Source organism: Bradyrhizobium hereditatis, assembly GCF_020329435.1.
Classification (GTDB): Bacteria; Pseudomonadota; Alphaproteobacteria; order Rhizobiales; family Xanthobacteraceae; genus Bradyrhizobium; species Bradyrhizobium hereditatis.
This window is the reverse complement of the sequence record NZ_JAGKJK010000005.1, coordinates 264173-289446: the sequence shown is the minus strand read 5'-3', so window position 1 is coordinate 289446 and position 25274 is coordinate 264173. Positions and strand designations below refer to the sequence as shown.

The 25274-nt window shown below is 63.7% G+C and carries 26 protein-coding genes; 16 read left to right on the top strand and 10 right to left on the bottom strand.

Annotated features, from left to right (window positions below):
- Nucleotides 1-29: 29 nt before the first annotated feature.
- Together J6524_RS14075 and pdxR are read right to left on the bottom strand one after the other, a co-directional pair.
- On the bottom strand, nucleotides 30-1007 hold the full coding sequence (locus J6524_RS14075; RefSeq protein ID WP_225671373.1) for an MBL fold metallo-hydrolase: 978 nt from the start codon (nucleotides 1005-1007) through the stop codon (nucleotides 30-32).
- Between the two features lie 265 nt (nucleotides 1008-1272).
- The gene (pdxR, locus tag J6524_RS14070; protein WP_225671370.1) at nucleotides 1273-2709 is read right to left on the bottom strand and encodes a MocR-like pyridoxine biosynthesis transcription factor PdxR; all 1437 of its coding nucleotides are present in this window, start codon (nucleotides 2707-2709) and stop codon (nucleotides 1273-1275) included.
- Between the two features lie 95 nt (nucleotides 2710-2804).
- Here pdxR and J6524_RS14065 point away from each other — a divergent pair, with 95 nt between their 5' ends.
- Complete coding sequence (locus J6524_RS14065; RefSeq protein WP_225671369.1) at nucleotides 2805-3728, top strand: DMT family transporter; 924 nt, start codon at nucleotides 2805-2807, stop codon at nucleotides 3726-3728.
- Here the strand turns inward: J6524_RS14065 and J6524_RS14060 are convergent.
- The gene (locus J6524_RS14060; protein ID WP_225671367.1) at nucleotides 3725-4372 is read right to left on the bottom strand and encodes a hypothetical protein; all 648 of its coding nucleotides are present in this window, start codon (nucleotides 4370-4372) and stop codon (nucleotides 3725-3727) included. The two genes, J6524_RS14065 and J6524_RS14060, sit on opposite strands and share 4 nt — an antisense overlap.
- Before the next feature lie 148 nt (nucleotides 4373-4520).
- Here J6524_RS14060 and J6524_RS14055 point away from each other — a divergent pair, with 148 nt between their 5' ends.
- The 3 genes from J6524_RS14055 to J6524_RS14045 all read left to right on the top strand — a co-directional run bounded on the left by J6524_RS14055 (nucleotide 4521) and on the right by J6524_RS14045 (nucleotide 6436).
- Nucleotides 4521-4769, top strand: a complete 249-nt coding sequence (locus J6524_RS14055; protein WP_225671365.1) for a hypothetical protein — start codon at nucleotides 4521-4523, stop codon at nucleotides 4767-4769.
- 128 nt (nucleotides 4770-4897) lie between these two features.
- Entirely contained in the window at nucleotides 4898-5575 is a 678-nt protein-coding gene (locus tag J6524_RS14050; RefSeq protein WP_225671363.1) for a hypothetical protein, read from the top strand.
- 105 nt (nucleotides 5576-5680) lie between these two features.
- Nucleotides 5681-6436: a hypothetical protein gene (locus J6524_RS14045; protein WP_225671362.1), complete on the top strand. Its 756-nt coding sequence runs from the start codon at nucleotides 5681-5683 to the stop codon at nucleotides 6434-6436.
- 136 nt (nucleotides 6437-6572) lie between these two features.
- On the opposite strand, the gene J6524_RS14040 is transcribed toward J6524_RS14045, so the two are convergent.
- Entirely contained in the window at nucleotides 6573-6806 is a 234-nt protein-coding gene (locus J6524_RS14040; RefSeq protein WP_225671360.1) for a cysteine rich repeat-containing protein, read from the bottom strand.
- A 240-nt stretch (nucleotides 6807-7046) separates the two neighbouring features.
- Here J6524_RS14040 and J6524_RS14035 point away from each other — a divergent pair, with 240 nt between their 5' ends.
- The gene (locus tag J6524_RS14035; protein ID WP_225671359.1) at nucleotides 7047-7337 is read left to right on the top strand and encodes a hypothetical protein; all 291 of its coding nucleotides are present in this window, start codon (nucleotides 7047-7049) and stop codon (nucleotides 7335-7337) included.
- Nucleotides 7338-7497: 160 nt separating this feature from the next.
- Here the strand turns inward: J6524_RS14035 and J6524_RS14030 are convergent, their stop codons facing one another.
- Together J6524_RS14030 and J6524_RS14025 are read right to left on the bottom strand one after the other, a co-directional pair.
- On the bottom strand, nucleotides 7498-9447 hold the full coding sequence (locus J6524_RS14030; protein WP_225671358.1) for a sensor histidine kinase: 1950 nt from the start codon (nucleotides 9445-9447) through the stop codon (nucleotides 7498-7500).
- Nucleotides 9444-10121: a response regulator gene (locus J6524_RS14025; protein ID WP_225671357.1), complete on the bottom strand. Its 678-nt coding sequence runs from the start codon at nucleotides 10119-10121 to the stop codon at nucleotides 9444-9446. Before J6524_RS14025 ends, J6524_RS14030 begins: the two co-directional genes overlap by 4 nt.
- Nucleotides 10122-10436: 315 nt before the next feature.
- On the opposite strand from J6524_RS14025, the gene J6524_RS14020 reads away from it, so the two are divergent.
- The gene (locus tag J6524_RS14020) at nucleotides 10437-11705 is read left to right on the top strand and encodes a threonine ammonia-lyase (RefSeq protein ID WP_225671356.1); all 1269 of its coding nucleotides are present in this window, start codon (nucleotides 10437-10439) and stop codon (nucleotides 11703-11705) included.
- A 26-nt stretch (nucleotides 11706-11731) separates the two neighbouring features.
- Nucleotides 11732-13066 (top strand): hypothetical protein, encoded by a 1335-nt coding sequence (locus J6524_RS14015; protein ID WP_225671355.1) that lies wholly within the window; start codon nucleotides 11732-11734, stop codon nucleotides 13064-13066.
- Nucleotides 13067-13146: 80 nt separating this feature from the next.
- Here the strand turns inward: J6524_RS14015 and J6524_RS14010 are convergent, their stop codons facing one another.
- Both J6524_RS14010 and J6524_RS14005 read right to left on the bottom strand, forming a co-directional pair.
- Nucleotides 13147-13539, bottom strand: a complete 393-nt coding sequence (locus J6524_RS14010) for a hypothetical protein (protein WP_225671354.1) — start codon at nucleotides 13537-13539, stop codon at nucleotides 13147-13149.
- 155 nt (nucleotides 13540-13694) lie between these two features.
- On the bottom strand, nucleotides 13695-14582 hold the full coding sequence (locus tag J6524_RS14005) for a substrate-binding domain-containing protein (RefSeq protein WP_225671353.1): 888 nt from the start codon (nucleotides 14580-14582) through the stop codon (nucleotides 13695-13697).
- Nucleotides 14583-14670: 88 nt separating this feature from the next.
- On the opposite strand from J6524_RS14005, the gene J6524_RS14000 reads away from it, so the two are divergent.
- From J6524_RS14000 to J6524_RS13980, 5 genes are all read left to right on the top strand, one after another.
- Complete coding sequence (locus tag J6524_RS14000; RefSeq protein WP_225671352.1) at nucleotides 14671-15363, top strand: ABC transporter permease; 693 nt, start codon at nucleotides 14671-14673, stop codon at nucleotides 15361-15363.
- 2 nt (nucleotides 15364-15365) lie between these two features.
- Nucleotides 15366-16088: an ABC transporter ATP-binding protein gene (locus J6524_RS13995; protein WP_225671818.1), complete on the top strand. Its 723-nt coding sequence runs from the start codon at nucleotides 15366-15368 to the stop codon at nucleotides 16086-16088.
- 17 nt (nucleotides 16089-16105) lie between these two features.
- Nucleotides 16106-16933, top strand: coding sequence for an ABC transporter substrate-binding protein (locus tag J6524_RS13990; RefSeq protein WP_225671816.1), 828 nt, complete (start codon nucleotides 16106-16108; stop codon nucleotides 16931-16933).
- Nucleotides 16934-17031: 98 nt separating this feature from the next.
- Nucleotides 17032-17538, top strand: a complete 507-nt coding sequence (locus tag J6524_RS13985) for a hypothetical protein (RefSeq protein WP_225671351.1) — start codon at nucleotides 17032-17034, stop codon at nucleotides 17536-17538.
- A gap of 393 nt (nucleotides 17539-17931) precedes the next feature.
- Nucleotides 17932-18243: a hypothetical protein gene (locus J6524_RS13980; RefSeq protein WP_225671350.1), complete on the top strand. Its 312-nt coding sequence runs from the start codon at nucleotides 17932-17934 to the stop codon at nucleotides 18241-18243.
- 67 nt (nucleotides 18244-18310) lie between these two features.
- Here the strand turns inward: J6524_RS13980 and J6524_RS13975 are convergent, their stop codons facing one another.
- Entirely contained in the window at nucleotides 18311-19348 is a 1038-nt protein-coding gene (locus tag J6524_RS13975; RefSeq protein WP_225671348.1) for a lytic transglycosylase domain-containing protein, read from the bottom strand.
- Nucleotides 19349-19616: 268 nt separating this feature from the next.
- On the opposite strand from J6524_RS13975, the gene J6524_RS13970 reads away from it, so the two are divergent.
- From J6524_RS13970 to J6524_RS13955, 4 genes are all read left to right on the top strand, one after another.
- Complete coding sequence (locus J6524_RS13970) at nucleotides 19617-20720, top strand: MFS transporter (RefSeq protein WP_376712018.1); 1104 nt, start codon at nucleotides 19617-19619, stop codon at nucleotides 20718-20720.
- A 74-nt stretch (nucleotides 20721-20794) separates the two neighbouring features.
- The gene (locus tag J6524_RS13965) at nucleotides 20795-21745 is read left to right on the top strand and encodes an oxygenase MpaB family protein (RefSeq protein ID WP_225671346.1); all 951 of its coding nucleotides are present in this window, start codon (nucleotides 20795-20797) and stop codon (nucleotides 21743-21745) included.
- Between the two features lie 115 nt (nucleotides 21746-21860).
- The gene (locus J6524_RS13960; protein ID WP_225671344.1) at nucleotides 21861-22385 is read left to right on the top strand and encodes a DUF3592 domain-containing protein; all 525 of its coding nucleotides are present in this window, start codon (nucleotides 21861-21863) and stop codon (nucleotides 22383-22385) included.
- A gap of 50 nt (nucleotides 22386-22435) precedes the next feature.
- The gene (locus tag J6524_RS13955) at nucleotides 22436-24070 is read left to right on the top strand and encodes a caspase family protein (RefSeq protein WP_225671342.1); all 1635 of its coding nucleotides are present in this window, start codon (nucleotides 22436-22438) and stop codon (nucleotides 24068-24070) included.
- 12 nt (nucleotides 24071-24082) lie between these two features.
- On the opposite strand, the gene J6524_RS13950 is transcribed toward J6524_RS13955, so the two are convergent.
- The gene (locus tag J6524_RS13950; protein ID WP_225671340.1) at nucleotides 24083-25249 is read right to left on the bottom strand and encodes a Kelch repeat-containing protein; all 1167 of its coding nucleotides are present in this window, start codon (nucleotides 25247-25249) and stop codon (nucleotides 24083-24085) included.
- Nucleotides 25250-25274: the final 25 nt, after the last annotated feature.

Below are 25274 nucleotides of genomic sequence, written 5' to 3'. Positions count from 1 at the left end.
TCATAAACCGAACTTGTGGTTTGCCGACGTTAGAGGTCCCAACGCCAATGCTCGGGTATCCAGCGGTAGGCGGAGCCGTCGCGTGCGACGTTGCCAACACCTGGGAACGGCAAGTGATAGGCCAGCAATAGGATACGGTCGGTCGTCGCCTGATCGAGCAGCCGCCGCCGCGCCAGTACAGCCTGGTCCATATCGCCGTCATAGCTGGGCTTCCAGTCGGGGTGAGCGAAGCTGATAAGCTGGTTCGTGATGGCATCGCCGATGACCAAAGCCTGCTCACCGTTTGAATCGAGCAGAACGGACATGTGCCCGGGCGTGTGGCCTCGGCTCTCAATCGTCGCAATTCCCGGCAAGATTTCGGCGCCGGGCTTGATTTGCGTCGTTCGGTCGGTGATCAGCTTGAAGGCGGCCTGCGTGCCTGGGATCATGCCGCGCCAGCGTTCCGGGAAGGAGCCGTGGCGTTCTGGATCGCTCCAGAAGTCCCATTCCATATCCGACAAGACATACCACGCGTTTGGAAAGTGCATCGTACCGGCCTTGGTATCCACCGCACCCCACAGATGGTCGGGATGGGCGTGGGTGAAGACGACGATGTCGATGCTAGCCGGCTCGATACCGGCGGCTTGGAGGCTGGCCGCGAGACGGCCCGTCGTAGATTGCGGAGAGCCGCCGCGTCCGGGGTCGATCAGCACGCGCCGATCGCCGAAGCTCACCAAAACTACGTTCATCTGTGCGAGGAAGGTGTCAGTACCGAGATGGTTCGCCTTCACGAACTCCTTCAGTTCGGCCTCTGCGATGTTGGTAGCGAGCATTGCACTGGGCAATCTGAAGAAGCCGTCGTTGAGCACGGTGACTTCAAAAGCGCCGACCTTTAATCGGTACAGGCCGGGGCTCTGGGTCCGCTGCTTGAACGCAGCGGTCTCGGCCTCAGCGAGTTGCGGGGCTAGCACGACGCCGGTTAGGACGAAGGCGCTGTTGCCGAGCGCGTGACGTCTCGTGATAAGCATGATCTTCCTCCCCGCTCTTGGAGCCGAATTTCGGTCCCCGTTGGCCGGAGGTCACGCCAGGCACCGCCGGCGAGCCACATTCTACTCCTTCTCACCCCCGCCTGTGGGGACGATCGTAGCGCAGCGGCGTTGTGTCCGCCTCAGACTGGCATGCAACGTCGTCGCGCTTCACTCAAAAACACCCGATGGCCGTCCCTAACAGGATCCATCGTCCACTTTGTCGCCCGAGAGAGTCGGCGGTAAGCCAGATTCGCCATCGTGAATCTTAGCGCACGATCCGCCCCAGGATACGCGCGGCCTGGTCAATCTCCTTGTCGTTCCACGCGGCGAAGCCGAGAAACAGTCCCCGCTCTCCGGTCTTGTGATACAGCATGCGCGATAGCGGCCGGCTGACGATGCCGGCCTCGAGCAGCCGCGCCGATAGTTGCTGGTCGTTGGTTTGGGGACGGCACCTTGCCAATAGCTGCATGCCACCGGCCGGGGCCTCGACTGCGAGCCGGTCGCCGGCCTCAGTGGCCAGCGCTTGCAGCATGCGGTCACGCCTCCCCTTGTAGAGACGTGTCATCCTTCTGATGTGTCCGAGATAGGCGCCCGCGCTGATGAAATGAGCGAGTGCGTCCTGCATCGTGATCGACGCCAGCATTCCCATGTGCCGTTGTGCGAGTTCAAAGATCTCGACCAGCGCTTCCGGCATGACGATGTAGCCAATGCGAATGTCCGCATAGGTCGCTTTCGAGAAGGTGCCGAGATAGAACACGCGCGGCGATGGTGCCAGCCCCTGCAGCGCGGCGACCGGGCGCGCCTCGTAGTGGAATTCGCCGTCATAGTCATCCTCGATGATGCAAGCGCCCGCGACTTCGGCAAAGCGGAGCAGTTCGAGGCGGCGCCCGATCGGCATCAGCCGCCCGGTCGGGTATTGGTGCGACGGGGTGACGAAGATCAGCCGGGGCGTTTCCTTGCGGGCGGCAATAGCCATGCCCTGCGCGTCGAGCGGCATGGCGGAGACGATGGCGCCGGCGGCATGGAAGGCGACATTGGCGCCCCCATAACCCGGGCTTTCGATCCAGGCGTGATCACCCGGTTCGAGCAGAGCGTGGGCGACCAGGGTCAACCCGGCTTGGGCCGTCGGCACGAGCAGGATCTGGTGGGCGTCGGCCTTGATCCCGCGATGAGCCACGAGATGGCTGCGCAAGGCTTCCTGCAGCGGCGGATGGTTGATCGGGCGATCGCGCCGTAACGGCGCGTTCCGCGCTGCGCGCCGCAGGCACCGGCTCCAATCATCGTGCGGAAACTCGCGCTCATCCGCGAGCCCCGGCTGAAACGGCCGGGGCCGTCCGTCATGAACAGGCGGCCAATTCGCCCGATGCAGGCTGCTTGCCCAAGCCGACACGGTTATTCGTCCGCTTCCGCTGGTTCGCGATGACAGCTTGCGGCGATCGAGCGACAGGCCTTCGGCCACGAGCGGACGGCGTCCGGCCGAAAGGATGACATAGCCTTCCGCGGCCAATTGCTCGATCGCAAACGTGGCGGTGTTGCGCGACAGGCCGAGCGATTGCGCAAGCTGGCGGCTCGACGGCAGGCGCTGGCCGGGCGCGAGACGTCCCTCCGTAATGAGGTGGCGAAGCTGGTCGGTGAGCTGACGCGTCAGCGTCTCGCCGCCGTCGCGCGTCACGCGCAGCATGCCGGGAAGCAGATCGTCCATAACTGGCTCTATCAAATCGTCTGGACTGGTTCTTTCTTTAGGGCCAGTCAGATGGCTAGGCAATGTGGATTGCATCAGGATGGGACGCATTTGGCATGGCCGGTGGACTTTCAACCCGCAACGCGGCGGTACTGCTCGCCGGCGTCGTGCTGGCGTGGGGGACCAACTGGCCCGTGACCAAGATAATCGTGCAGGACGTGCCCCCGCTGTGGGCGACCGCGCTGCGCTGCGTTATCGCCGCCGCGACGCTGGCGCCGATGTTGTGGGCGCAGGGCGCTTTCATCGTTCCGAAACGCGGCGATCTGCCGGTCGTGTTCTGCACTTCGATCCTGCATCTGGTCGCGTTTTCGGCGCTGGTCGCGGCCGGGCTGCAATTCGTGCCGGCGGGCAGGGCGATCGTGCTCGGTTACACGACGCCGCTATGGGTCGCGATCGGCGCAGCCATGTTTCTGTCCGAGCACATCACGCGCTGGCGCGCGACCGGGATCGGCTTCGGCCTGGCCGGCCTCGCCGTCATCTTCAATCCGCAAACGCTGGACTGGAGCGACAGCTACGCGCTGTTCGGCAGTAGCCTGATTCTGCTCGCGGCATTCTGCTGGGCCGGCAACATTGTATATGTTCGGGCGCATAAATGGATCTCGACGCCCTTCCAGCTCGTGTTCTGGCAGGTACTGCTGGCGGCCGCGCTGCTCTCGGCCGGCGCGCTGATTACGGAAGGCCCGCCGCGCATCGTGTGGAGTACCCGTCTCGTCGCCCTTCTGCTCTTTAGCGGCATCATCTGCACCGCGTTCGCCAATTGGGCGATGACGATGGTGAACCGCAGCCTGCCTGCCGTGACCACATCGCTGTGTCTTCTTGCGACGCCGCTGCTCGGCATTATCAGTGCGACGTTGCTGTTGAGCGAACCGCTCGAGCCGTCGCTCTTTCTCGCGATGACGCTGATCATCGGCGGGATCGCGGTGGGCACCGTCGCGGGCGGATGGCCGCAAGGGGCGATGAGCGCCAAGCCGTCGGCCTAATTCGCCACGAAATACCAATCCTTGTCGTAGCGGACGAGTTGGCTCGGCGGCTTGTGCTCGAATTCGAAAAATTTCTTGGGATCGCCGCCCGGCGGCACGCGCAGGAAGCCGGTGAAATAGTGCTTCAGCCCGCGCGTGGTCAAAAACAGCACGTAGGTGCCCTCGTCGGCCTCTTCGACGACGATGTCGTTACCCCCGGCGGACACGTTGGGCTCGCGGTCACCGAGCGCGATCAGGTTGTGGTTGTAGCTGACATCGGGCTTGAGTTCGCCGGCTTCGACCCGCGCCACGATCCGCTCGCGGCTTTCCCGGTGCCAGTAGAAATTCTGCTGCAGGGCGATCTGGTGCAGCGGCGCGTAGGCGAGGATGGCGAGCGTCAACGCGCAGGTCAGGAAGGGCAGGGCGAATTTGGCGCCGCTGGTTCGGATCTTCACGAGCAGCGTTGCCGACCACACGATGCAGCCGAAGAACAATAGCGCGACAAGCGGCACGATGACGAGCAGCACGAAGCCGGACGGCCAGTCCGCCATCGCCAATTCGAAGGTCGCGATCGACAGCGTGAAGGCTGAAATGGCGATCGTCGCCACCAGCGCGGCGCGAACCGACGGTGCGGCGGCCGTTGTCTTAGAGATCGCTTCAGCCATACCGCTGTCGTTCCGCTTCCGTCCTTGGCGCGGGTCCGGGGTCGCCCGGTCCGATGCTTAACGCGCCGTTAACCATATTCGCCCCAACAATAGCCCCAGCGGATGGTCCGCCGCCACGGTCGGACGGCCGGCAAATGAGGGGGCTGAAATGGATTTCGATCGGTATCTCGCGGCCAAAACCCCGGCGACCCTCGAGGAAATCACGCGACGGGTGATGTTTGCGCTCGATCGGCACCCGCTGTGCCGTGGCATTGAATTCGAGGTCGTTAGAACCCCCCGCAGCCGCAAGAGCAACTGGACAGTCACCCTGCAGGCGGTTGCCTCAGGCGCCCTCTGGGAGGCCTCCGAGATCGTTGCGGATATCCAGGACGCCTACGAACTTGCCGCAGCCGCCTGATTCCGGGCTGTTCGGAACGTTTTTTCCATCTTTTCGATGGCATTCCAGCTTCGATTGGCATCGTAAAGCCTCAATTGTCCTCCAGTTTTCGGCAAAAGGGCCAAACATCGGCGGGAATGGAGACCTTTTTGACCAAAACCATGACGATCGTCGCGCTGATCTGTTTTCTCGTGGTCGGCGCTGCCGTCGCTGCGATTCTCGGCCGCGACAGCGTACCCATGGCGCAGACCCAGCAGGCTGCCGCTCCTGCTGCCGTCCAGGCGCCGGTATCGAACAAGGAAAGCAAGAAGGACCGGCTCGCCGTCGTGAGCTACGCGGCCGCCGCCTACGAGCCGCCGCAGACCACCGCGGCACTGAGCGAGCCGATGCGTCAGGCCTATGCGTCGACCGCGCCTGCCGATCTCGGGCTGCCGAAGGAGGTTGCGCCTCCTGCAGCTAGCGCAGCGCCGGTTGCTCCGCAGCCGAAGCCCAAGGCTGTCGCCAAGCCGCAGCCGCAGAAAAATTACGCGCTGCTCAGCGACGCCCAGATTGCTGGCATCAAGGATCGCCTGAAACTGTCAGCGTCGCAGGAATCTTACTGGCCGCCGGTGGAGACCGCGCTGCGCGCTGTCGCTCGCAAGATTCATGCAGGCCGCCAGGCTAATCCGAATGCGACGGGCGTGCCGATCGATCCCGAATCCGCGGAAGTGCAGCAGTTGAAATCGGCGGCGATGCCGCTGCTGTTCCAGTTGCGCGAAGATCAGAAGAACGAAGTCCGCTCGCTCGCCCGCATCATCGGGCTGGATAAAGTCGCGGCGATGATCTGATCAGTGAGCGCTGCGATTGCAGCGCCGCTGGTTTCCGACTGTCCCACACTTGCCGGAACATCGGTCCCTTCCACGCGTTGCCCGCGAGGATGAGGGAGCCGAAGCATGCGGACATCAACTGCTTATTTTGCAGGGGTGGGAACTGTAGTCATAGCGGTCGGCGCCGGTCTGGGCGGTGGCTATCTGGCTGCGAACATCGTCAGCCCACCTGTGCAGACCGTCTCCAAGCTGGAACGCAGGATGTCGGCGGAACCGATTCCTGTCTCCACCGCACCCGCGGAGCCGGTACCTTATGCCGCAGCGCCGGCGGCTGCGAATTCACCTCCGCCACAAGAGCAGCAGCAAGCACAGCAGCAGCCAACTCAGCCGTCGCAAGCGCAGCCTCAAACGCAGCCGCCGCAACAGCAAACGCAGGCGGCCGCACCCGCTGCCAACACGCCACCTGCCGAAGAAAAGACCGCCAGCAACGTAGCGACCGCGCAGCCCGCGCCGTCACCGTCACCAGCTGCGAAGTCCGCTGAACAGGCCGACCAAAAGTCCGCTACGGCTCGGGAGTCCTACGCCAAAGCCAGTGACGGCGACATTAAGCGTGCGGCGGTCGAAAAGCGGCGCGCTGAACGCCGTCAGCAATGGACCGATAGGCAGCAATGGGCCGACAAGCGTCGATGGAAACAGCCGCGCGAGCCGGAGCTTGATGTGGTCGAGGACAGGATCCGGGAAGCGACGGAGCCGCGGCGGATCAGGATCCGCGAGGAAGGCGAGCCAAGAGGCTTCTTTGGCGAGCCCGCCAGAAGGGACATGTTCGCCGAACCGATGAGAAGCGAAATGCCGCGGATCAGGTTGTTCGATCCGGATGATTGATTCTTTGCAGCGATCGCAAATGTCGGAGCGCGATGGAAGGTCATCGCGCTCCTTTTGTATGGGCGGCGTGATCGTCGGGTAGGCGCGTCGCGTCTGTCCAGCGAAAATTGGCGGCGGCCTTTGTTAGATCAGCCGTTTAACCGCCGCGCGATTCCACCACCTTGCGGCAGCCTTCCGACAACTGCGCCTTGTTGGCGCGCAGGCAGGCGTTCATCTGCGGCGGCTTGCCGATATGCTCGGCGCAGAATTTTCCGGCATCCGAACGGCAGGCCATCTGCTCCTGCGGGGTGGGTCCGGATTGCGCCTGAGCCAGCGAGCCGGCGGCGAGCGAGAAGATCAGCGCGGCAGCGGCGGGGATCGATTTCATCATGATGAGCCTTTCGACAAGAATGGAGGGTTGAAAGCGCGCGGAAGCTCGTCCAGGTTGCGCTTTCGGTCCATGCCATGTTCATGGGCCTCGGAAAGTGCGCTGAAACGTCCTGCGCACACCCACACCATTTTCATGGGATGTTGCCGCGCCCTGCGTTGGCCCATGTACATCTCGCGTCGGCTGCGGTGACCGATCGGCACATCGCAAAGAGCTGCACGCCCAATTCGGGAGAGATGACACATGTTGAGGAAGACAGGTTGGCTGAGTGCTAGTCTGACGCTTGCGGCGGTTTCGGTCCTTGCGTCGTTCGCGCTGGGCGGCGTGGGTTCGGCCCAGGCAGCGGTGGTGTATTGCAAGACAGTCGGCGTGCCGAAGGGCTGTGTGATGCGGCCGACGCCGGTCGTGAGGGCTGCGGTGGTGACGCCGGCGGTCGGCGTTGCCCGTGTTGGCGTCGGTGCCCCGGGCGTCGGTGTTCGTCCCGGCACCCCCTGGAATCGCGGCGGTCCGGTCAACCGCGTCGGTCGTCGTTGATTATGATGCTTTTCGGTAGAAGCAGCACGCTCGCACTCTCCCCGTCATCCTGAGGTGCGAGCGAAGCGAGCCTCGAAGGATGCGCGGCCCGGCTGGTGGCCGTCGCCCTTCGAGGGCCGCGCTGCGCACGGCCACCTCAGGGTGACGGATCACTTTGATCTTAGCCCGCAACGCCGTCGCTGTCGGGGAAACGGTGAGGCAATGTCAGCTTCACGCGCGTGCCTCGATCGGTCCCTTGGGCGCAGGAGCTCAATTCCAGCTCCGCGCCACAGCGCGCAGCGCGGCTTCGCATGTTGCGCAGGCCGCGCGCCGCTTTCGCTGCACCTGCGGCGCCGCCGTCAGGCGTGATCTCAAAGCCCTTGCCGTCGTCCTCGACGGTGATGCAGCCGCGCTCCAGGCCGTCATGGCCCGCCAGCGTCTCTATCCTCACCGTCACGCGCCGCGCCCCGGCATGCTTCACTGCATTGGTGACGGCTTCATCCAACAGTCGCACGATCTGGATGACGTGCCATGGCCGCAGCTCCGGATGAACCGGCACGCCCTGCGGGGTGACGGCGCGCCAGTCGAGCGCGATGTCATGCGGACGCAGTTGCGCCATCGCGCGCTCGCGCCACGAGCCCAGCGCCAGCATCAGATCGCCGCCGATGTCGTCCATGGAGTCGATGACGAGGCGCAGATCCTTCAGCGCGGCGCGTGCGGCGTCGCCGATACCTGCGCTGCCATTGCCGCGCTCGCTCAGCGCCACGATGCTGACGAGCTGGCCGCCGAGCCCGTCATGCAGGTCGCGCATCAGCCGCGTGCGCTCCCGCGCCAGCGCAGCGGCCCGGGCGCGCTCCTCCTCGCGGGCGAAACTGGCCTTCAGCTTCTCCTCGGCCTCGCGCACCTGTGTGACGAGACGGCCGGCAAAACCGTCGACCTGGTTCAGTGCGCGGGCGAACCGCCAGGTCAATCCCGCGCCGATCGCCACCAGCATCACCGAATAGGACAGCCGCGAAACGAAGATGCGGTTCGGCACTGCCTGAAACACCGAGAGCAGGTCGGAAATCCAGCAGGTCAGCATGATCGTGACCGCGCAGCCGAGCAGGAAGCTCGCGACGTTCTGTCGTTTCAGCGCCGAACGGGCGGTGACAACAGCCATGATGATCAACGTGATGCCGACCATCGGAACGGCGAGAACGAGAAACAGCGCGCGTACCAGCGCCTGATCTCCGAATAACCCGGCCAGCGCCAGCACGACGCCGGGAATGAAGACGACCCAGCCATAGCGCTGCCATTTCCAGCCCGAGAACAACAACGCGAAGGTCAGCACCAGCGCGCTTTCGATCGGCGCGGAGGAAATCACGATCACGTTGAGTTTGGAGAGCGGCGTCTCGCCGCCCATTGGCGTTTGTAGAAACGCCTGTCCGACGCCGACCGCCATTGCGGCTGCGAGCACGCCATAGGCCGGCTCATGGCGTCGCATCACCCACATGATGCCGAGAATGACCGCCAGGATCGCTTGCCAGGAGGAGAACACCACCGGCAGGGTGACGAAGATCAGCGTCCTCAGATCATAGCTCGGGCGCAGCAACTCATCCGGGCCGACATAGATGCGATCGAGAAAGCCGGTGATGGGCCCCCAGATGAACAGGCGGATCGAAATGGCGTTGTCGCCGTCGCGCAGCACCGACGCCGGAATCACCGCGATCGCCGGGGTGTTGCGGTCGGGGCGGTTGGCGGCGGGATCGCGCCGGCTGTCGAGGATCACGACGCCGTTGACGGTAACCTCGACGCCGTTGGTGAAGCGCGGCAGGAACACCGACCAGGCCTGCGCAGCCTCGCCGGCCGGACGGATAAAGTGCCCGGCGAAGCGAGGCGGATCATTCATCGCATTCCGCAGCGACGAGAAATAGCGCAGCGTCACCGCGCGCTCGACGCCGGCTTCGCTGAGATTGAACGCGGTGACCTGATACTGGGCCGGAGGGCCGGGGAGTGACTGCAGCAGCGCCAGCACGCAGGCGGCGGCGATCACCGCCTGCAGCAAGAGGTACTGGATCAGGCGGGATGTCTGCAGCCGCCGGCGCTCGCTTCCGGGCAAATCCGGTTGCGCGTCGTCGCCGTGATCGTTCACAGCTTGATCAAGCCTTGCTGGACCGCCTCGAACACCGCCTCGCCTCGGGTATGAACCTCGAGCTTGCGATAGATGTTCTTGATATGCCCGGGCACGGTCTGGCGCGACAGGCCGAGATGGCTCGCGATCTCGGCATAGCTGAAACCTTTGGCGATGCCCCAGAGGATGTCGATCTCGCGCGCCGTCAGCTTGGCGGTGTTGAGCGCGGGGCCGGGCGGCGGCTCGGGTGTGCTCTGGGTCCGCCGCACGATGAAGCGCGCGATCGAGGCCGAGATCGGCGAATGCCCGGCGACGAGGTCGCGCACGGTGGCGGCGATGTCGGTCGGGAAAGCGTCCTTGAGCAGATAGCCGGTCGCGCCGACGGTAATCGCCGAGATCACGCTTTCCTCGTCGCCGAGGATCGAGATCACCATGATTTCGGTGTCGGGATAGCGCTGCCGCGTTTCGCGGATGAGGTCGACGCCGTGGCCGTCGGGCAGTTGAAGGTCGGTCAGGAGCACGCGCGGCGCGCCTTCCGCCAGGCAGGCACGGGCTTCCGCGAGCGTGCCTGCGGCCCTGACCTGATAGCCGGCCTTGACGAGTGCATCCTGAAGTCGCCAGAGGGTCGGCGCGTCGTCTTCGACCAGCACGACCGTGATGGCCTCCGCCTGCGGCCCCTCGATCAATGAATTCATCTGAGAACTCCGGCTGCCTGTCCCTGCAGCCCGGCCAACTGTACCCCCGCGGCGGCCTTTTGCGACACCCATGTTCATGGGACGGGATATTACGGCAGTCATCAGCTTGCAGCCCGGCGTGCCGTCACGCCCTCGATCAGACCGTCGAAATCGCAAGGCATCCTGCATTTCCCAAGCTCCCGCCCTCTCGCCGCAAACTCTCATTGCTGCGGTCACGAGTTCCTGACAATAACATGGCAACGGGCAAGGCGCGATTTGAAGCAGGTGTGGCGGACGAAAAAGGCTTATACGATGGCCTCCCAACGAGGTCGCTCAATGCCAAAAGCTCCCAAGAACGCTCCGCCGGACCAGCGCGCTTTCGAACCTGCTTCCCTTGCCGTCGCCCCCGGCGACATCACGGCCGCCGCGGCCGCGATCCGCGATTCCGTGATCGTCACACAATGCGATCGAAGCCGCACGCTGAGCGATATCTGCGGCTGCGAGCTCTGGCTCAAATTCGAGAACCTGCAGTTTACCTCGACCTTCAAGGAGCGCGGGGCGCTCAACCGGTTGATGGCGCTCTCGCCGGAGGAGCGACGGCGTGGCGTGATCGCGATGTCGGCCGGCAACCACGCACAGGGCGTCGCCTATCATGCGAGCCGCCTCGGCATTCCCGCTACCATCGTGATGCCGATCGGCACGCCGATGGTGAAGATCGAGAACACCAGGCGCCATGGCGCGGAAATAATCATTTCCGGTGCGACGCTGGAGGCCGCCGCCGATTTTGCGCGCGAGCATGGCAGGGCCAAGGATCTGACCATGATCCACCCCTATGATGATCCCCTGATCATCGCGGGGCAGGGCACCATCGCGCTCGAAATGCTCAAGGCGGTGCCGCAACTCGATACGCTGGTGATCCCGATCGGCGGCGGCGGGCTGATTTCCGGCATGGCGATCGCCGCCAAATCGATCAAGCCCGAGCTGCAGGTGGTTGGCGTGCAGGCGCAGCTCTATCCCTCGATGTACAATGCCATCAAGGATCAGCATCTGCCGATGCGCGGCGATACGCTCGCCGAAGGCATTGCGGTGAAGGTGCCGGGCCGGATCACCACCGAGATCATCCGCCATGTGGTCGACGACATCATGCTCGTCACCGAAGACCAGATCGAGCGCGCGGTGGCGATGTTGATCGCGATCGAAAAGACCGTGGTCGAGGGCGCCGGCGCGGCGGGCCTTGCCGCGGTGCTGGCCGCGCCGGAGCGCTTTGCCGGGCGCAAGGTCGGCCTCGTGCTGACCGGCGGCAACATCGATACGCGGTTGATCGCCTCCGTTTTGACCCGCGAACTCGCGCGCGAGGGCCGGCTGACGCAGATCGCCATCGACATCGTCGACCGTCCCGGCCAGCTCGCCGCCGTCTCGGCGCTGCTTGCGGACGCTGGCGCCAACATCATCGAGGTCTCGCACCAGCGGACGTTCTCTGATTTGCCGGCCAAGGGCACATTGCTAGAGGTCGTGATCGAAACGAGGGATCGCGCGCATCTGGAGGAGGTGATGAAACGTCTCGGCGAAGCGGGGTTTGTCGCGTGGCTGCCGGGGCGAAGGTGATGCTCTTCCGAGCGGAGCATGCCCTGATGGATTTGAATGAATATCTTCGAAGGCATTTAACTACTCGGACGCAATATCGAACGATGCGACGTCAATTGCTCATCTCAATAGCGTTATGTGCGACCGCTTGGTCCCTCGGGTCGGTCCAAGCGGCGCGCGCCGTCGAGTCGGTCAATCCCAGCGTTCCCTACTACCGTACGAAGGGTTTTTCCCAACGCGTTGCGCTTAATTTCCGGGAGGTTGCAATAGTTTCGCCGGATGGCAATGCCCTCGTCTACCTCGAGGGCGGTTCCCACTTCGCCGCGGAGCGCAAGGTGTTGCACATCGCGCGGCTCGACGCAGGGAATGACTGGAGAAGCCATCCGCTGGCCATGGGCGCGTTGTGGCAATTCAGTGATGCTGATCGATCCGTCCCCGCTTATGGTTGGGCGTCGAACTCGTCCGGCGTCTGGGCTGCGACGCGCGAAAAGATCGGCCCCGATGGAATAAACAGGTCGGGCTTGCAACCCGCATTCATCGCTTTGGAGGACAACAGCATCCAGCTCTTTGAGCCGCCTCGTCATGCGGCGGGTCCACTGGACGGGCTGTTGTGGGCAGATAGTAACGGATTGGCTCTCGCTCGCTTCGGCGCAAGAGGCGCATCATATCAGCCGCAGCGTCACGACAAAAATCCGACGTTTGCAATCATCGATGCAAGACGCGGGATGGTGCTCGACACGCTTCCATTCGATGTCTTTAAAGCGATCAGCAAGGAACATTACATCGCGAACCTTGACAACGCCGCAGCCACCAGGTTGAAAAACGGCAAGGTGCGCGCCGTTCTGCTCGCTCTCAACCAATGGGCCGTGTGGACTCAAGGCGAGCCGCCGCGGATATTATTAAGTCCTTATTCTGACCCCAAAGAGCGTCACAACAAAATAGCGATATCGCGAGATGGATCGCGTCTCTTGGTCGCCCGACAGCACTGCGACGGCGGCTATGAGGACGTAAGTGAGCATGACGCGTTGCGGAGGAGGCCGACGACGCCACCTTGCAAGCCAGTCGAAAGCGTTATCGCTGCCCTGCATGATCTCGAAACAGGGCGCCAGCTTTGGGACGTTCGCGCGACCGTTTATCGAAAGGCTCAGTATCCAAATCCGGCGATTAGCGACGATGGGCGCTATGCACTCATCGGACTTCCGTACAAAGGCTCTGATCTACAAATTGCTTTGATCTCGATGAATGACGGAAAGATTGTGCAAACTTTCCGGTCGCCGGGGTATGCGTTGCACTCCATGGGCTTCCTTCGCGGAGGGCGTGGTGTGTGGATACACGGTGACGGCGCAACTGATCTCTACGAGCATAGTGCTCAATCACAATGACTCGATTGCGGGAGTAACCGCCAGGCTGTATTGCGGTAGTTCGCCTCGCGTTTGAGATCGAACAGCGCCTGCGACCCTTGCTACCCGCGAATGCGTTGCTCGAGATTGGCCGCCGGTCCACCCGCGCGCACGTTGCGAGTGGCTGATGGATGCGCTTGTGAGCCGGCGAAGCTTTTCCACGGGCCGATAGTTTCGACGATGATATTAATTCCGGCTACCGCGCTTTCGATTTGGCGCTGTACGCTGTCGACCTCGGATTTCAGGAACTCCTGCATCTTCTGGAGTTCGGAAGCCAGCTTATGAAGGTCGTCTATTGAGTTTGAGGTCAGCCGGGCGACGGACGAGTTGAATCGCTCGGTGGTGATCTCCAGCGGGCTGGCGGGATTCGATTTCTCTTTGCCGGGTTGTGTCGCGAGAGCCTCCTCCGGTGGAGACGTTTTCTCGTCGACTGCGGCAGACGTTGGGGTATCCATCAGATTCTCCCTTGGTGCCCGCGGCCCAGTGCAATGCGTCGTTGAGTCGTTAGGCGATTTGGTGGCGCGGCGGTGGCGATCCGGAGCCAGCCTCAAGTTCCCGATAGCTCGGCTAAGCTTCGACCGTCATATGCGCACCGAGAACGCCGCGCCCCCTAGTTCACCAGCCGCACTGCCCCCGCTTCGCTCACGTCATAGCCGCCAAGCTCGCCCGCACGCTCGCGGAAGCCTCCCTGTCGCATGAAATCGAACAGCGCCTGCGGTCCCTTCATAAAGTAGTCGCGCTGGCGCATCACGAGGTCGAAACGCTCCCAGGTGAGCGGCAGGAAATCTAGTCCCGCCGCTTTGGCCACGCTTCGCGTGGCGATCCCGCAATCGATGCGGCCGGCGCGGATGGCTTGCGCGATATCGGGCCCGGTCGGGAAGGCAGGCTTTGCCAGTTTCAGATCGTCGAGCGCGATGCCGGCCCGCGCGAGCAGCGCCAGCAGCAGTAATTGCGCGCCGGCACCCGCGGGACGCTGCGCCATCCGTGCGCGCGAGGTGGCGATCGAGGCCATGTCGCTTAAGGCCAGCGGATTGCCCGGCGCAACCAGAATGCCCTGCTCGCGCCGGGCAAAGCCGAGCACGACCGCATCGTGCAATCCTGGTGCGGCTGCGACCACCTCGACATTGGCAGTTTCGTCGTCGCCATCCAGCCTGTGTAGATGGATCGCCGCGACCATCACCTCGCCGCGGGTTAGCCGCCGCAGGCCTTCCTCGCTGCCCTCGGGCAGGTTCGCCAATCCGCAATGGCTTTCGCGCAACCCCCATTCCAGCAGCGGATCGTGGCTGCCGCCGACGATCGGCGGCGCTGCCACCTGCGCCAGTGCGGCGGGCGCGATCAGCCCGGCGGAGACCCAGCGGTCGAGCGCGGTGCGCGGAAACAGCCAGCGCCCGGTCACCTTGCTGCAGGGCACTTCGCGATTCGCCACCAGTTCATAGAGCTTGCGTTCCGAGAGCCGCAGATACGCGGCCGCTTCGTCGGTAGTGAGTAGTTCCGGCATAGGCACCCGTATGCATAGGAGCGCAGATAATACGAAAATTGACCATATGGGTGGCATCTGCGCAAGATGTCCGTGAAATGGAATTTCCATGACTCAAGACGTAACAGCCCTTCAACTCGTGCTCAGCGGCGACCCTGCGCTGTTCGCCATCGTGCGCCTGTCGCTCTATGTCAGCCTTTCTGCGGTGGCGTTGGCGGCGCTGATCGGCATTCCCCTCGGCGCCTGGATCGCATTGACGAAATTCCCGGGACGCCAAGGCGTCATCGTTCTGCTCAACGCCCTGATGGGCCTGCCCCCGGTCGTCGTCGGCCTTGCGGTCTATCTGATGCTGTCGCGCTCCGGGCCGCTCGGCGCGTTCGGTCTGTTGTTCACCCCTGGCGCGATGATCGTCGCGCAGACCGTGCTGGTCACGCCGATCATCGCCGCGCTGGCGCGCCAGACCATCGAGGATCTCTGGATCGAATACCGCGATGAACTCAGCGCGATGAATCTGGGGCCGCTTGGCCGCGTCGCGGCGCTGATCTGGGATGCGCGTTTCAGCCTCGTCACGGCGCTGCTTGCCGGCTTCGGCCGCGCGGCGGCGGAGGTCGGTGCCATCATCATCGTCGGCGGCAATATCGAGGGCTTTACCCGCACCATGACGACGGCGATTGCGCTTGAGACGTCCAAAGGCGACCTGCCGCTCGCAGTTGGTCTCGGCCTCGTGCTGATCGCGATCGTCATTGCCGTCAATGCGCTGGCCTGGACCGCACGCCGCGCCGGCGAGCGACTGGCGGGATGACCATGCGCGCGCCGTCGAGCGAACTGCCGATAGAATTCGATCATGTGACGCTGACGGCTGGCGGCGTTACGATCCTCGACCAGATCACGCTCACGCTGGCGCCGGGCGCGCCGACGGTGCTGATCGGCCCCAACGGCTCCGGCAAATCCACGCTGTTGCGCGTGGCGATGGGGCTGCTCTCACCTTCGCGCGGGCGCATCACCTGGGGCGGCCTGGAAGATGTTCCACCGCTCAAGCGCGCCATCGTGTTTCAGCGCCCGGCGATGCTCCGCCGCAGCGCTGCCGCCAATATCCGCTTCGCACTGCGCGCGGCCGGCATTCCGCGCGCCGAGCATGCGCGCCGCACCGGCGAACTGCTCGAACTGGTCGGCCTCGCTCATGTCGCCGACCGTGCCGCGCGGCGGCTCTCTGGCGGCGAGCAGCAGCGGCTGGCGCTGGCACGCGCGCTCGCGCGCGATCCCGCCGTGCTGTTCCTGGACGAGCCGACGGCGAGCCTCGATCCCGTCGCGACCAAGGGGGTGGAAGACATCATCCGCGCGGTGAGCGAGCGCAACATCAAGGTCGTGATGGCGACCCACGATCTCGGCGAGGCGCGACGGCTCGCCGGCGATGTCGTCATGCTTCACCGCGGCCGCATCGTGGAGCGCGGGGTTGCCGTCTCGTTCTTCGATGCGCCGCAGACTGGCGAGGCGAGGGCCTTCCTTGCCGGAGAGCTTCTAATCTGAGGAGAAAACAAATGAACATGCTCACGCGCCGCTTGATTATTGCGGCAACGGCCAGCTTCGTATTGGTCGGTCAGGCGGTCGCGCAGGAAAAATCGATCGTGGTGGCCTCGACCACCTCGACCCAGGACTCCGGTCTGTTCGGCCACTTACTTCCGATGTTCAAGGCCAAGACGGGCATCGACGTGAAGGTGGTGGCGCAAGGCACCGGGCAGGCGCTCGATACCGCGCGCCGCGGCGATGCCGACGTGGTGTTCGTCCACGCCAAGCCTGCGGAAGAAAAATTCGTCGCCGAAGGCTTTGGCGTCAAGCGCCACCCCGTGATGTATAACGACTTCGTCCTGATCGGACCGAAGAGCGATCCGGCCGGCATCAAGGGCTCGAACGACATCGTTGCCGCGCTCGGCACGATCAAGGCCAAGAGCGCCGACTTCATCTCGCGCGGCGACAAGTCCGGCACCCACCAGGCCGAGCTCAACCTCTGGAAGGTCGCCGGCGTCGACATCGCAAAGGACAGGGGGCCCTGGTACAAGGAGATCGGACAGGGCATGGGTGCGGCGCTGAACACCGCGTCGGCTTCCAATGCCTATGTGCTCGCCGATCGCGGCACCTGGCTGTCGTTCAAGAACCGCGGAGACCTCGTGATTGCGGTCGAAGGCGACAAGCGTCTGTTCAACCAGTACGGCGTCATGCTGGTGAATCCGGAGAAGCATCCGAGCGTGAAGAAGGATCTCGGCCAGCAGTTCATCGACTGGCTGGTGTCTTCAGAGGGTCAGAGGGCGATCGCCGACTACAGGATCAACGGCGAGCAGTTGTTCTATCCGAACGCCAGCGATTCCGGCGCGTGACGCGGACTCCTGCGCTCTTCATCCTGTCGGCGGAGGGCCAGCGCACGCTGGCGAAACACGGCTTCGCCGCGCCCGCTTTGCCGCAATAAGGGATTTCGATGCTTCGCTTGAGCGTCATCGCCATCGCGTCGATGGCCGTGCTCGGACCGGCCCATGCCGCCGATGATGGCTGCGAGAAATTCGCCTGGCCGCTTTTGCGCGACCGCGCAGCGTTCGCGGCGGCAGACAAGACGACGGTCGCCGCCGGCGATACGCTGAGCGCGCTGCCTGCCGGCGCACTGCTGATCCGACTGCAGACGGGCGCGCAAGCTACTTTCGCGATGCCGCCGGAGCGCAAGCCGCGAACGGAGCAATGGCATGGCGGCATGGTGCGGCTTCCCGCGCCGCCAAAGTCTGGCATCTATCAGATCACCCTTTCCGACGACGCCTGGATCGACGTGATTCAGAATGGCCGTTACGCCCGCTCGGTCGGCAGCACCGGTCGCGGCGATTGCCCCGGCGTGCGCAAGAGCGTGCGGCTCGATCTCGACGCAAGCCCGATCGTTCTGCAGGTCAGCGGCGTCGCGCCGGAGACGATTGCCGTCACGATCGCTGCGGTGGAATAGTCTTGCACGCAGCATCCGGTCTGCGCGCGCCGTCGGCGTCCGGCTCGGCCGATGGGACGCTGATCAGCCGATAGGTCGGCACCCAGGCAGTGTCCCATTTCTCGAGAGTCACGCCGCAAGCCACGCATTCGAAACTGTCGATCTCGCGCGAGGGCGCCATCGCCTCCGTGCGATGGTAGACCGCGCCACATCTGCACTGTCGCTGCTTCTCGATCACCACCAATTCTTACGACCTCGCGTTTCATCGGACAACGCTACTCTCGTCGCAGGAACTCTTCGCATTCATCTACGTGAATATTTGTTCAAGCAGCAAAGCGTGGTCTTTATGTCGCACGCCGGAACGTCGCGTGCGCCGATCAGTTTAGCCACAACACGTTTCACTGGAGTTCGATGATGAAGAAGTTAGCTATCATGTTCGCCGTGGGTGCCGCAGCGTTGATCGGCGGTTCCGCAGCCAACGCCACCGACAATGCGGTGAAGTCGAAGGGGTCGACGGATGCCACCCAGTCTTCCTCCACCGATTTCAGCGCCCATCGCCGCCACTGGCGTCACCGCCATTGGGGCTACCATCACCACCGGCCCTACTATCGCAGCTATGGCTACTATGCGCCGCGCTCGTACGGCTACTACGGACCGCGCTACTATGGCGGTGGACCCGGCGTGACCTTCAGCTTCGGCACTGGAGGCTATCGCGGCTGGTACTGAGAAAACGCGCTAAGGGTTGGGGAAGCCTGCGGCACACGCGGGCTTCCTTCGTTTGATCGGGCAGCAATTAGAGTTCCCGAGCCTTCGACGATTTTGTCCGGCCCGATTCCGCTGCGAAGCGCATGACCGATTTGCCCTGCTTGCGCGATGCCTTCGCTGCGAGCACGACCGTGCGGCCATGCATCTTGCGCGACCGCGCGCTGGACCGCGCCGCCGAACTTGCGACCCGCAGCTTCCTGACGACCACCTTCCGCTTGTCCTCGGTGTCATCGGCTTCGACCTTGCGTAACATCGCGCTCGCCGCAGGTGTCAGGTCGACATCCACTGTGGCGATCTGATCTTTCCGCGAGAGACCGCCAACGCCCTCGCATGGCGCCTTCTGCGGCAGATCGGTCGGCATATGGACGATGCTCTCTTCGTCGATCCATGCCTCGGCCTTGTGGCCGGTAATGATCTTGACGTACGCCTGCGTTTCCTTCGGAAGCGAGCTGCGTCGCGACAGCCACTTCGCGATTCTGCCACCACCTGCATTGTACGCCGCTGCCGCGAGCCCGAGATTTCCGAACTGATCGTAAAGCTTGCGAAGGAATCGTGCCGACGCAGGGATCGCCTGCAGCGGATCGAACGGATTCTTCAAGCCCATCTCAACGGCTGTTTGCGGCATGAACTGCGCAATGCCCTGCGCGCCTGCCGAGCTGACTTCCCTCGTTCGAAACCTGCTTTCCTGCCAGAGCAGGCGCACGAAAAATCCGATCGGAATATCGTGTTCCTCCGCAGCCGCTTGTACCGCCGCGCAGATGGGGTCTGCTGACTCTTCGCTGATCGAAGCGGTTGCGCTGGCCGCGGCATCGGCTGCCGCCGCGTTCTCGGGTGTTGTGGCAATGGCAGGTCCTGCTGCATCAGGCGTCAGCGAGGGTTCGACCCATGCGGTTCCGCCTTGCGAGTCCGCATCTCCTGGAGTGTGCGAGTTGGTGGGAGTGACAGGTTCCGATTTAGCTTCGGCAACAACGAAAGATGGTTCCATCCACACTGACTTTGTGTCGGAACTTTCAAGATCCACCGCGACTACAAAAACAGCAATCACGGCGGCGAAAAGATATCGCATCAATGTTCTTCCATGTGTGTGGTGATTAGCCGGCCGGATAAAAGTCGGATGTGGACATTTCGCGGATGAACTGCGGCAGAGCCGTGTTTTCTGGCCCGTAATTCTACCGAGGGGAACCTGAGAGATGCGCGTAGAGGCCAGTTCGCATCAAGAAAGCGCGTCAAACCGGGAATCGAGTGCACTGTTCCGATTCAATCGGAACGCAAAAGGTGTTCGTGGACCCGTCGCCTACATCGCGCTGTACGCTGCGTTGTATGGTGCGTTCGGCGTGGCATCGCCGTTCTGGCCGAAATACTTCGAAACCAGAGCTCTGACGCCCGAGCAGATCGGTGTGATATTGGCGGCTGCATTGTTGGTGCGGCTGGTCGCTGGTCCGCTCGTCGGAACGCTTGCGGATTTCCTGCAATCGTTGCGCCTCGTGCTCGCATTCTGCGCGGCGCTCGCGGCCGCAACGGCCGTTGCTTTGCTGTGGGCGGATGGCTTCTGGCTGTTGCTGTTGGTCGCCCTGGTGCAAGCGTCGGCACTGGCGCCGACAACATCGATTGCCGATGCCTTGTCGGTCAATGCGGCCAGACCTCAGTTGGCAGGGCGGCCGTTTGAATATGGCTGGATACGCGGTTCGGCATCAGCGGCCTTCGTCTGTGGCACGCTGATCATCGGGCAGCTCATAAGCTCGAGCGACCTCACGCGGGTAATCTGGCTGAACGCAGCGCTGCTGATCGTCGCCGCCGGCTCAACCGCGTTGCTTCCGAGAGTCGCCATTCAATCGGCCCGGCATGCCGGCGTTGCGCAGGTTGCGAGCGAGGTTCGCAAGCTCCTTGCGCTCGCGCGCTTTCGACTTCTGGTTATCGTCTCCGCGTTGATCTATGGCAGCCATGCCATGCATGATGCCTTTGCGGTGATCCGGTGGAGCAATGCCGGAATAGATACCGCCGTTATCAGTATGCTGTGGTCGGAAGCGGTCGCCGCGGAAGTCATCGTGTTCGTTCTGATCGGCCCGGCCTTGCTCAATCGGTTCGGCGCGCGGGGCGCGGCGGTCCTGGCGGCGGTGGCCGGAATCCTGCGTTGGTCCATCGCGGGAATAACGAACTCCGTGATTGTCCTTGCGGCCCTGCAGCCGCTGCACGGCTTGACGTTCGCGCTGCTTCATCTCGCCTGCATGCGCATGATGGGAAGTATCATTCCTGCGCATCTGGCCGCGACCGCCCAGACAATCTATGCTTTCGGTTCAGGCGCAGTGACCGCCGCGCTGACGCTGTTTTCCGGATATTTCTATGCCAGCTATGGAGGAGGGGCATTCGTTGCGATGGCCGTACTTTGCTGCATCGCCCTGCCACTGGCCTGGTTTGGCTTTAACGACGCGCGGGATTAGTTTGCGCTAGTGGCCCGATGCACGCGCGGTCACGTGCTGCGCGCCGGTCAGCTCGATTTTGAGGAATTTACAAATTGGTCTCGGAAAGCGATCTCAGCTCTGCACTCGAAGTTGTCAGCGCCGAAGCCGCCGGACCGGTGGAGGGCATCTTTGGTCCGGCGTCGGTGACGTGGCGGATTGACCGGGAAGCCGTCATCTTCCTGGGTGCCGGGCGTGCCCTGCTGCTTCAACTCGCGCATCCCTGGGTCGCCGCCGCCGTCGCCGAACACTCGCGTACCTTCCGCGATCCGATCGGCCGCTTTCATCGAACGTTCGAGCTGATGTTCACGATGGTGTTCGGCTCGCGCGAGGGCGCGCTCGCTGCCGCGCGGCGTCTGCACCGGCGGCACACTATGATCAATGGCGTGCTGCCCGAAGCGATCGGCCCTTTCGCCAGCGGCTCGTCGTACAGCGCCAATGATATCGCCGCCCTACGCTGGGTTCACGCCACGCTGGTCGAAACGGCTGCGATGGTACACGACCTTGTTCTGCCGCCGCTCTCAATCGAAGAGCGCGAGCAATATTGGGCCGAGAGCCGTCGTTTCGCGGCACTGTTCGGGCTGAAGCCTTCCGACTTGCCGGAGGACTGGTCCTCGTTCGCCGGCTACAACGCCACCATGGCCCAATCGGATACCCTGACCGTCAGCGCTGCGGCGCGCGAGGTGGCTGGACAGATCCTCACCGGTGCGCGCCCATGGCTGCGGCCGCCGCGATGGTATGTGGCCCTGAGTGTCGGCATGTTGCCCGAGCGATTGCGCGCGGGCTTCGGCTTCGATGTCGACGACCGCGACAGAAGAGCCGCGGATCGCGCAATCAAGTGGATACGCCGCGTCTATCCGCATTTGCCGAAACGGCTTCGCTATGTCGGCCCCTATCACGAGGCGCAGGCGCGGCTAAAGGGAAAGTCGCAGCCTGATCTTGCGACCCGATATTCCAATCGTGCCTGGATCGGGCGGCAGCGGCTCGATGATATCAGGAAGAGGTAATCTGTTCCGAGGCCCGGTTGCCTCAAGCCAAACTTGGCCATTCATTGAACCTTTCGCCGTCGCTCCAGACAGATACAGGCCTTCAAGCGCACCGCGCCCGCAGCAGGACCGATCGATGGAAGACCCGACGATTTTCCTCAGCCGCCTCGGCAAATTCGCGCTGATACCGATTGGCCTCTTGCTGTTGGTCGCAGCCGCCTGGTCCGTCTGGAGCACGAAGACGTGGCTTGCACGCACCCTCGAAGTCGAGGGCGTGGTGGTCGAAATGGTGCGCATGCGGGACAGCGAAGACAAGGGCTACCTGTTTGCTCCGGTTGTGCGCTTCGAAACAGCTGACGGCAGAACACACGAGTTCGAGTCCGGCCTGCGTACCAACCCGCCCGCTTATCGCACCGGCGAGGTCGTCGCTGTCGTCTATGATCCGGCGGTGCCGGATGCGGCCAAGATCCGGGGTGTGCTGTCGCTTTGGTTTATGCCGATCATCCTGGGCTTCATCGGAACGATCTTCTTCGGCATCGGGACGTTCATGATCGCGATGAGCAATTGGGCATCACGGGTTCTCAAGGCGCCGCCCTCGACGGATGGTGCCAGCGGGTCCGCGCCGGAAAGCAGCGCCGCCTTCGGCAGGACCCATCCATGATCGCGTTCCGGCAGGTTACGCCTCGACGCGTATCGCGCCCGCTCCGAGCCATGATGCTTCTGCTGGTGCTCGCGGTGTTGCTGCCCGCCCTTAATGCATCGGCTGCAGCTCCCGGCGACAGGTCGAAGCTGTGGGAGACCTGCGGCAACAACGGCGGCGAGGCCGGGCTCGCCGCCTGCATGGCCATCATCAACACGCGCGGCATACCGGCGCGCGAGCGCGCGAACGCCTATTACAATCGTTGCTACCATTACATTCTAGGGCACGACTATCGGAATGCGCTGGCGAGCTGCGACAGGGCGCTTGAGGACAACCCGTCCTTCGTCGACGCCTGGCTGAACCGGAGCACGATCCGCAGTGGTCTCGGCCAATTCGATCTCGCCATCAAGGATGCCACCCAGGCGCTTGCCATGGCGAGCAACAATTCGGATCGCGCCGGCGCGCTGCGCAACCGCGCCGCAGCCTTCGTCCGCCGTGGCAACATCGCGGAGAGCCGGGCCGACCTCGACCAGGCGGCAAGGCTGCAACCCGGTGATGTCTACAATTTCATCAATCGGGCGGACTTTCTGCTGCAGCTCGGCAGTCCCGATGAAGCCCTCCAACAGGTTGCGCGGGCGCGCGCCACCCGCGCCACCAGCAACTATTCGCAGCAGAAGATGTATTCCGACATCGGCCTTCTGCACGGTAAAGCCCTTGTGGCGCTGAAGCGAGATTCGGAAGCCCTTCCTGTGCTGGACGCGCTGCTCAGGATCGACCCCAAGAACGCCGAAGCGTTTGCCCTCAAGAGCGTGGCATTGGCCCGAACGAACAATGTCGCGGCCGCGCGGGATGCGCTGTCCACCGCGCGCCGGCTGCCGCTGTCCAGCCCTGATGCCGCCGACGTGTTCCGCGAGGCGGAGCAGCTTGTGCGCGAGATGGACAGCGCGATGGCTCCTCGTCCCGAATATCCCGCGCAGCCATCCCGCGAGCGCAGCAACCGGGTCGCGCTTGTCATCGGCAATGCCGCCTATCACAACGTGGCGCCGCTCACGAATGCCGGCCGTGACGCCGAAGCCCTGGCGGCGGAGTTCGATGCGCTCGGCTTCCGCAAGGTGACGCTGCTGCGCGATCTCTCGCGCGAACAGATGTTCGCCGCGCTGCGCGCGTTCGCTAAGGACGCCGAAACGTCGGATTGGGCGGTGATCTATTTTGCCGGCCACGGGCTCGAGATGGGCGGCGTCAACTGGCTCGCGCCTGTCGATGCGCAGTTCAAGACCGATCGCGACGTGCGCCTCGAAGCGGTATCGATCGACGAACTTAGCGCGGCGATTGAGGGCGTGCGGGGCTTGCGGCTGATCGTGCTGGATGCCTGTCGCAACAATCCCTTCGCACCGCAGATGCGCTTCACCAACAGCACGCGTTCGCTGGGAACGGGCTTGGCGCGGGTCGAGCCGGAAGGCGGGACCATGATCGCCTATGCCGCGAAGGCTGGCCAGGTGGCGCACGACGGCGATGATGGCAACAGCCCGTTCATGAAAGCGCTGCTCAAGCGGTTGAAGCAGCCGGGTCTGGAAATATCGATGTTGTTTCGCTTCGTTCGCGACGACGTGCTGGCCGCCACCGGACGGCAGCAGGAACCGTTCGTGTATGGCTCGCTGCCGAGCGAGCCCTTCTACTTCCGCACCGCCGCGACGGCCAACCGGTAGAGGCGATGCACGTCAACCGGCCAGCGTAAATGCCTCGTGCACCGACGACTGGACCGCTCCGCCTGTCACCGCGCCTCCGCCCGCAACGTAGATGACATCACCAATCGTCGTAGCGCCGACCGCATGCCGCGGCGTGGTCATCGGCGCATGAGACTGCCAGGTGTTGGTCTTTGGATCGTAACTCTCCATCTGACCGAATACGACGCCTTGCGTTATCTGGCCTCGATCCTGCACTCCGTATTCACCGCCCATCGCGAAAAAGCGGTCGCGATAGACGACGAGGCCATGGCCGGAACGCGCGGTCGGCAGCGGCGCGCGCTCCTTCCAGGTGTCCTGCGCGGGCAGGTAAACGTGGTGCAGATCGGTGTTGTACTCAAAGGTGTTGAAGCGGCCGCCGATGACATGGATCATGCCGTTATAGGCGACAGCGCCGACATGATCGCGCGCGGCGGGGAGCGCCTTGCGGATTTCCCACTTGTCGGTTTGCGGATCATAGACCTCATGCCAGCCGACGCTGGCGCGCTCGTTGGTCGGCGCCCCGGCGCCGCCGATCAGATGGATCATGCCCTCAAGCGCGACCGCCGCGGCAGCACCGCGCGAACGCGGCAATGGCGCGATGGTGGTCCACTTGTCGGTAGCCACATCGTAGAAAAACGCATTCGGGTCCGGATTACGATTCTGCTCGATGAACCCGCCGAGCGCGTAGACGCGCCCCGCATCTGCCACGACGGCGACGTGGTTGGCGCCGCGCGGCAAGGGCGCTGCATTGAACCATCGGTCGTCCTTCGGATCGTAAACATGATGATAGGCGCGGTCGACGCGTCCCTCGCCATAGCCGCCGACAATATGCATGCGTCCCGCCCAGGTGGTGGCCCAGGCCATTTCGCTTCGCGGCAAAGGCAGCGCCGCCTTCGGCGTCCAGTGTCCCTGCGGGCCCTTCGGCGCGGGGCTGTCCACTTTTCGCTGCGCGATCTGCTCGGTCGTGAGGTGGTGCGGCGTGCCGCCCTGCAACCGGGCGAACGGGTCGGCGGAGGGGGCTGCTTCGGGCAGCGCCGCGCCTGATGGCGCGCCATGGCCCGCATGCTGCCCCAGTGCCGGCGTGCACCCGATGGCCGCGCCGGCGGCCGCGGCAACGAAAGCTCTCCGGTTCAGATGTGGCTGATTGGATGATGAAGCCATGAGAGTTCCTGGGGAGTTCCTGGGC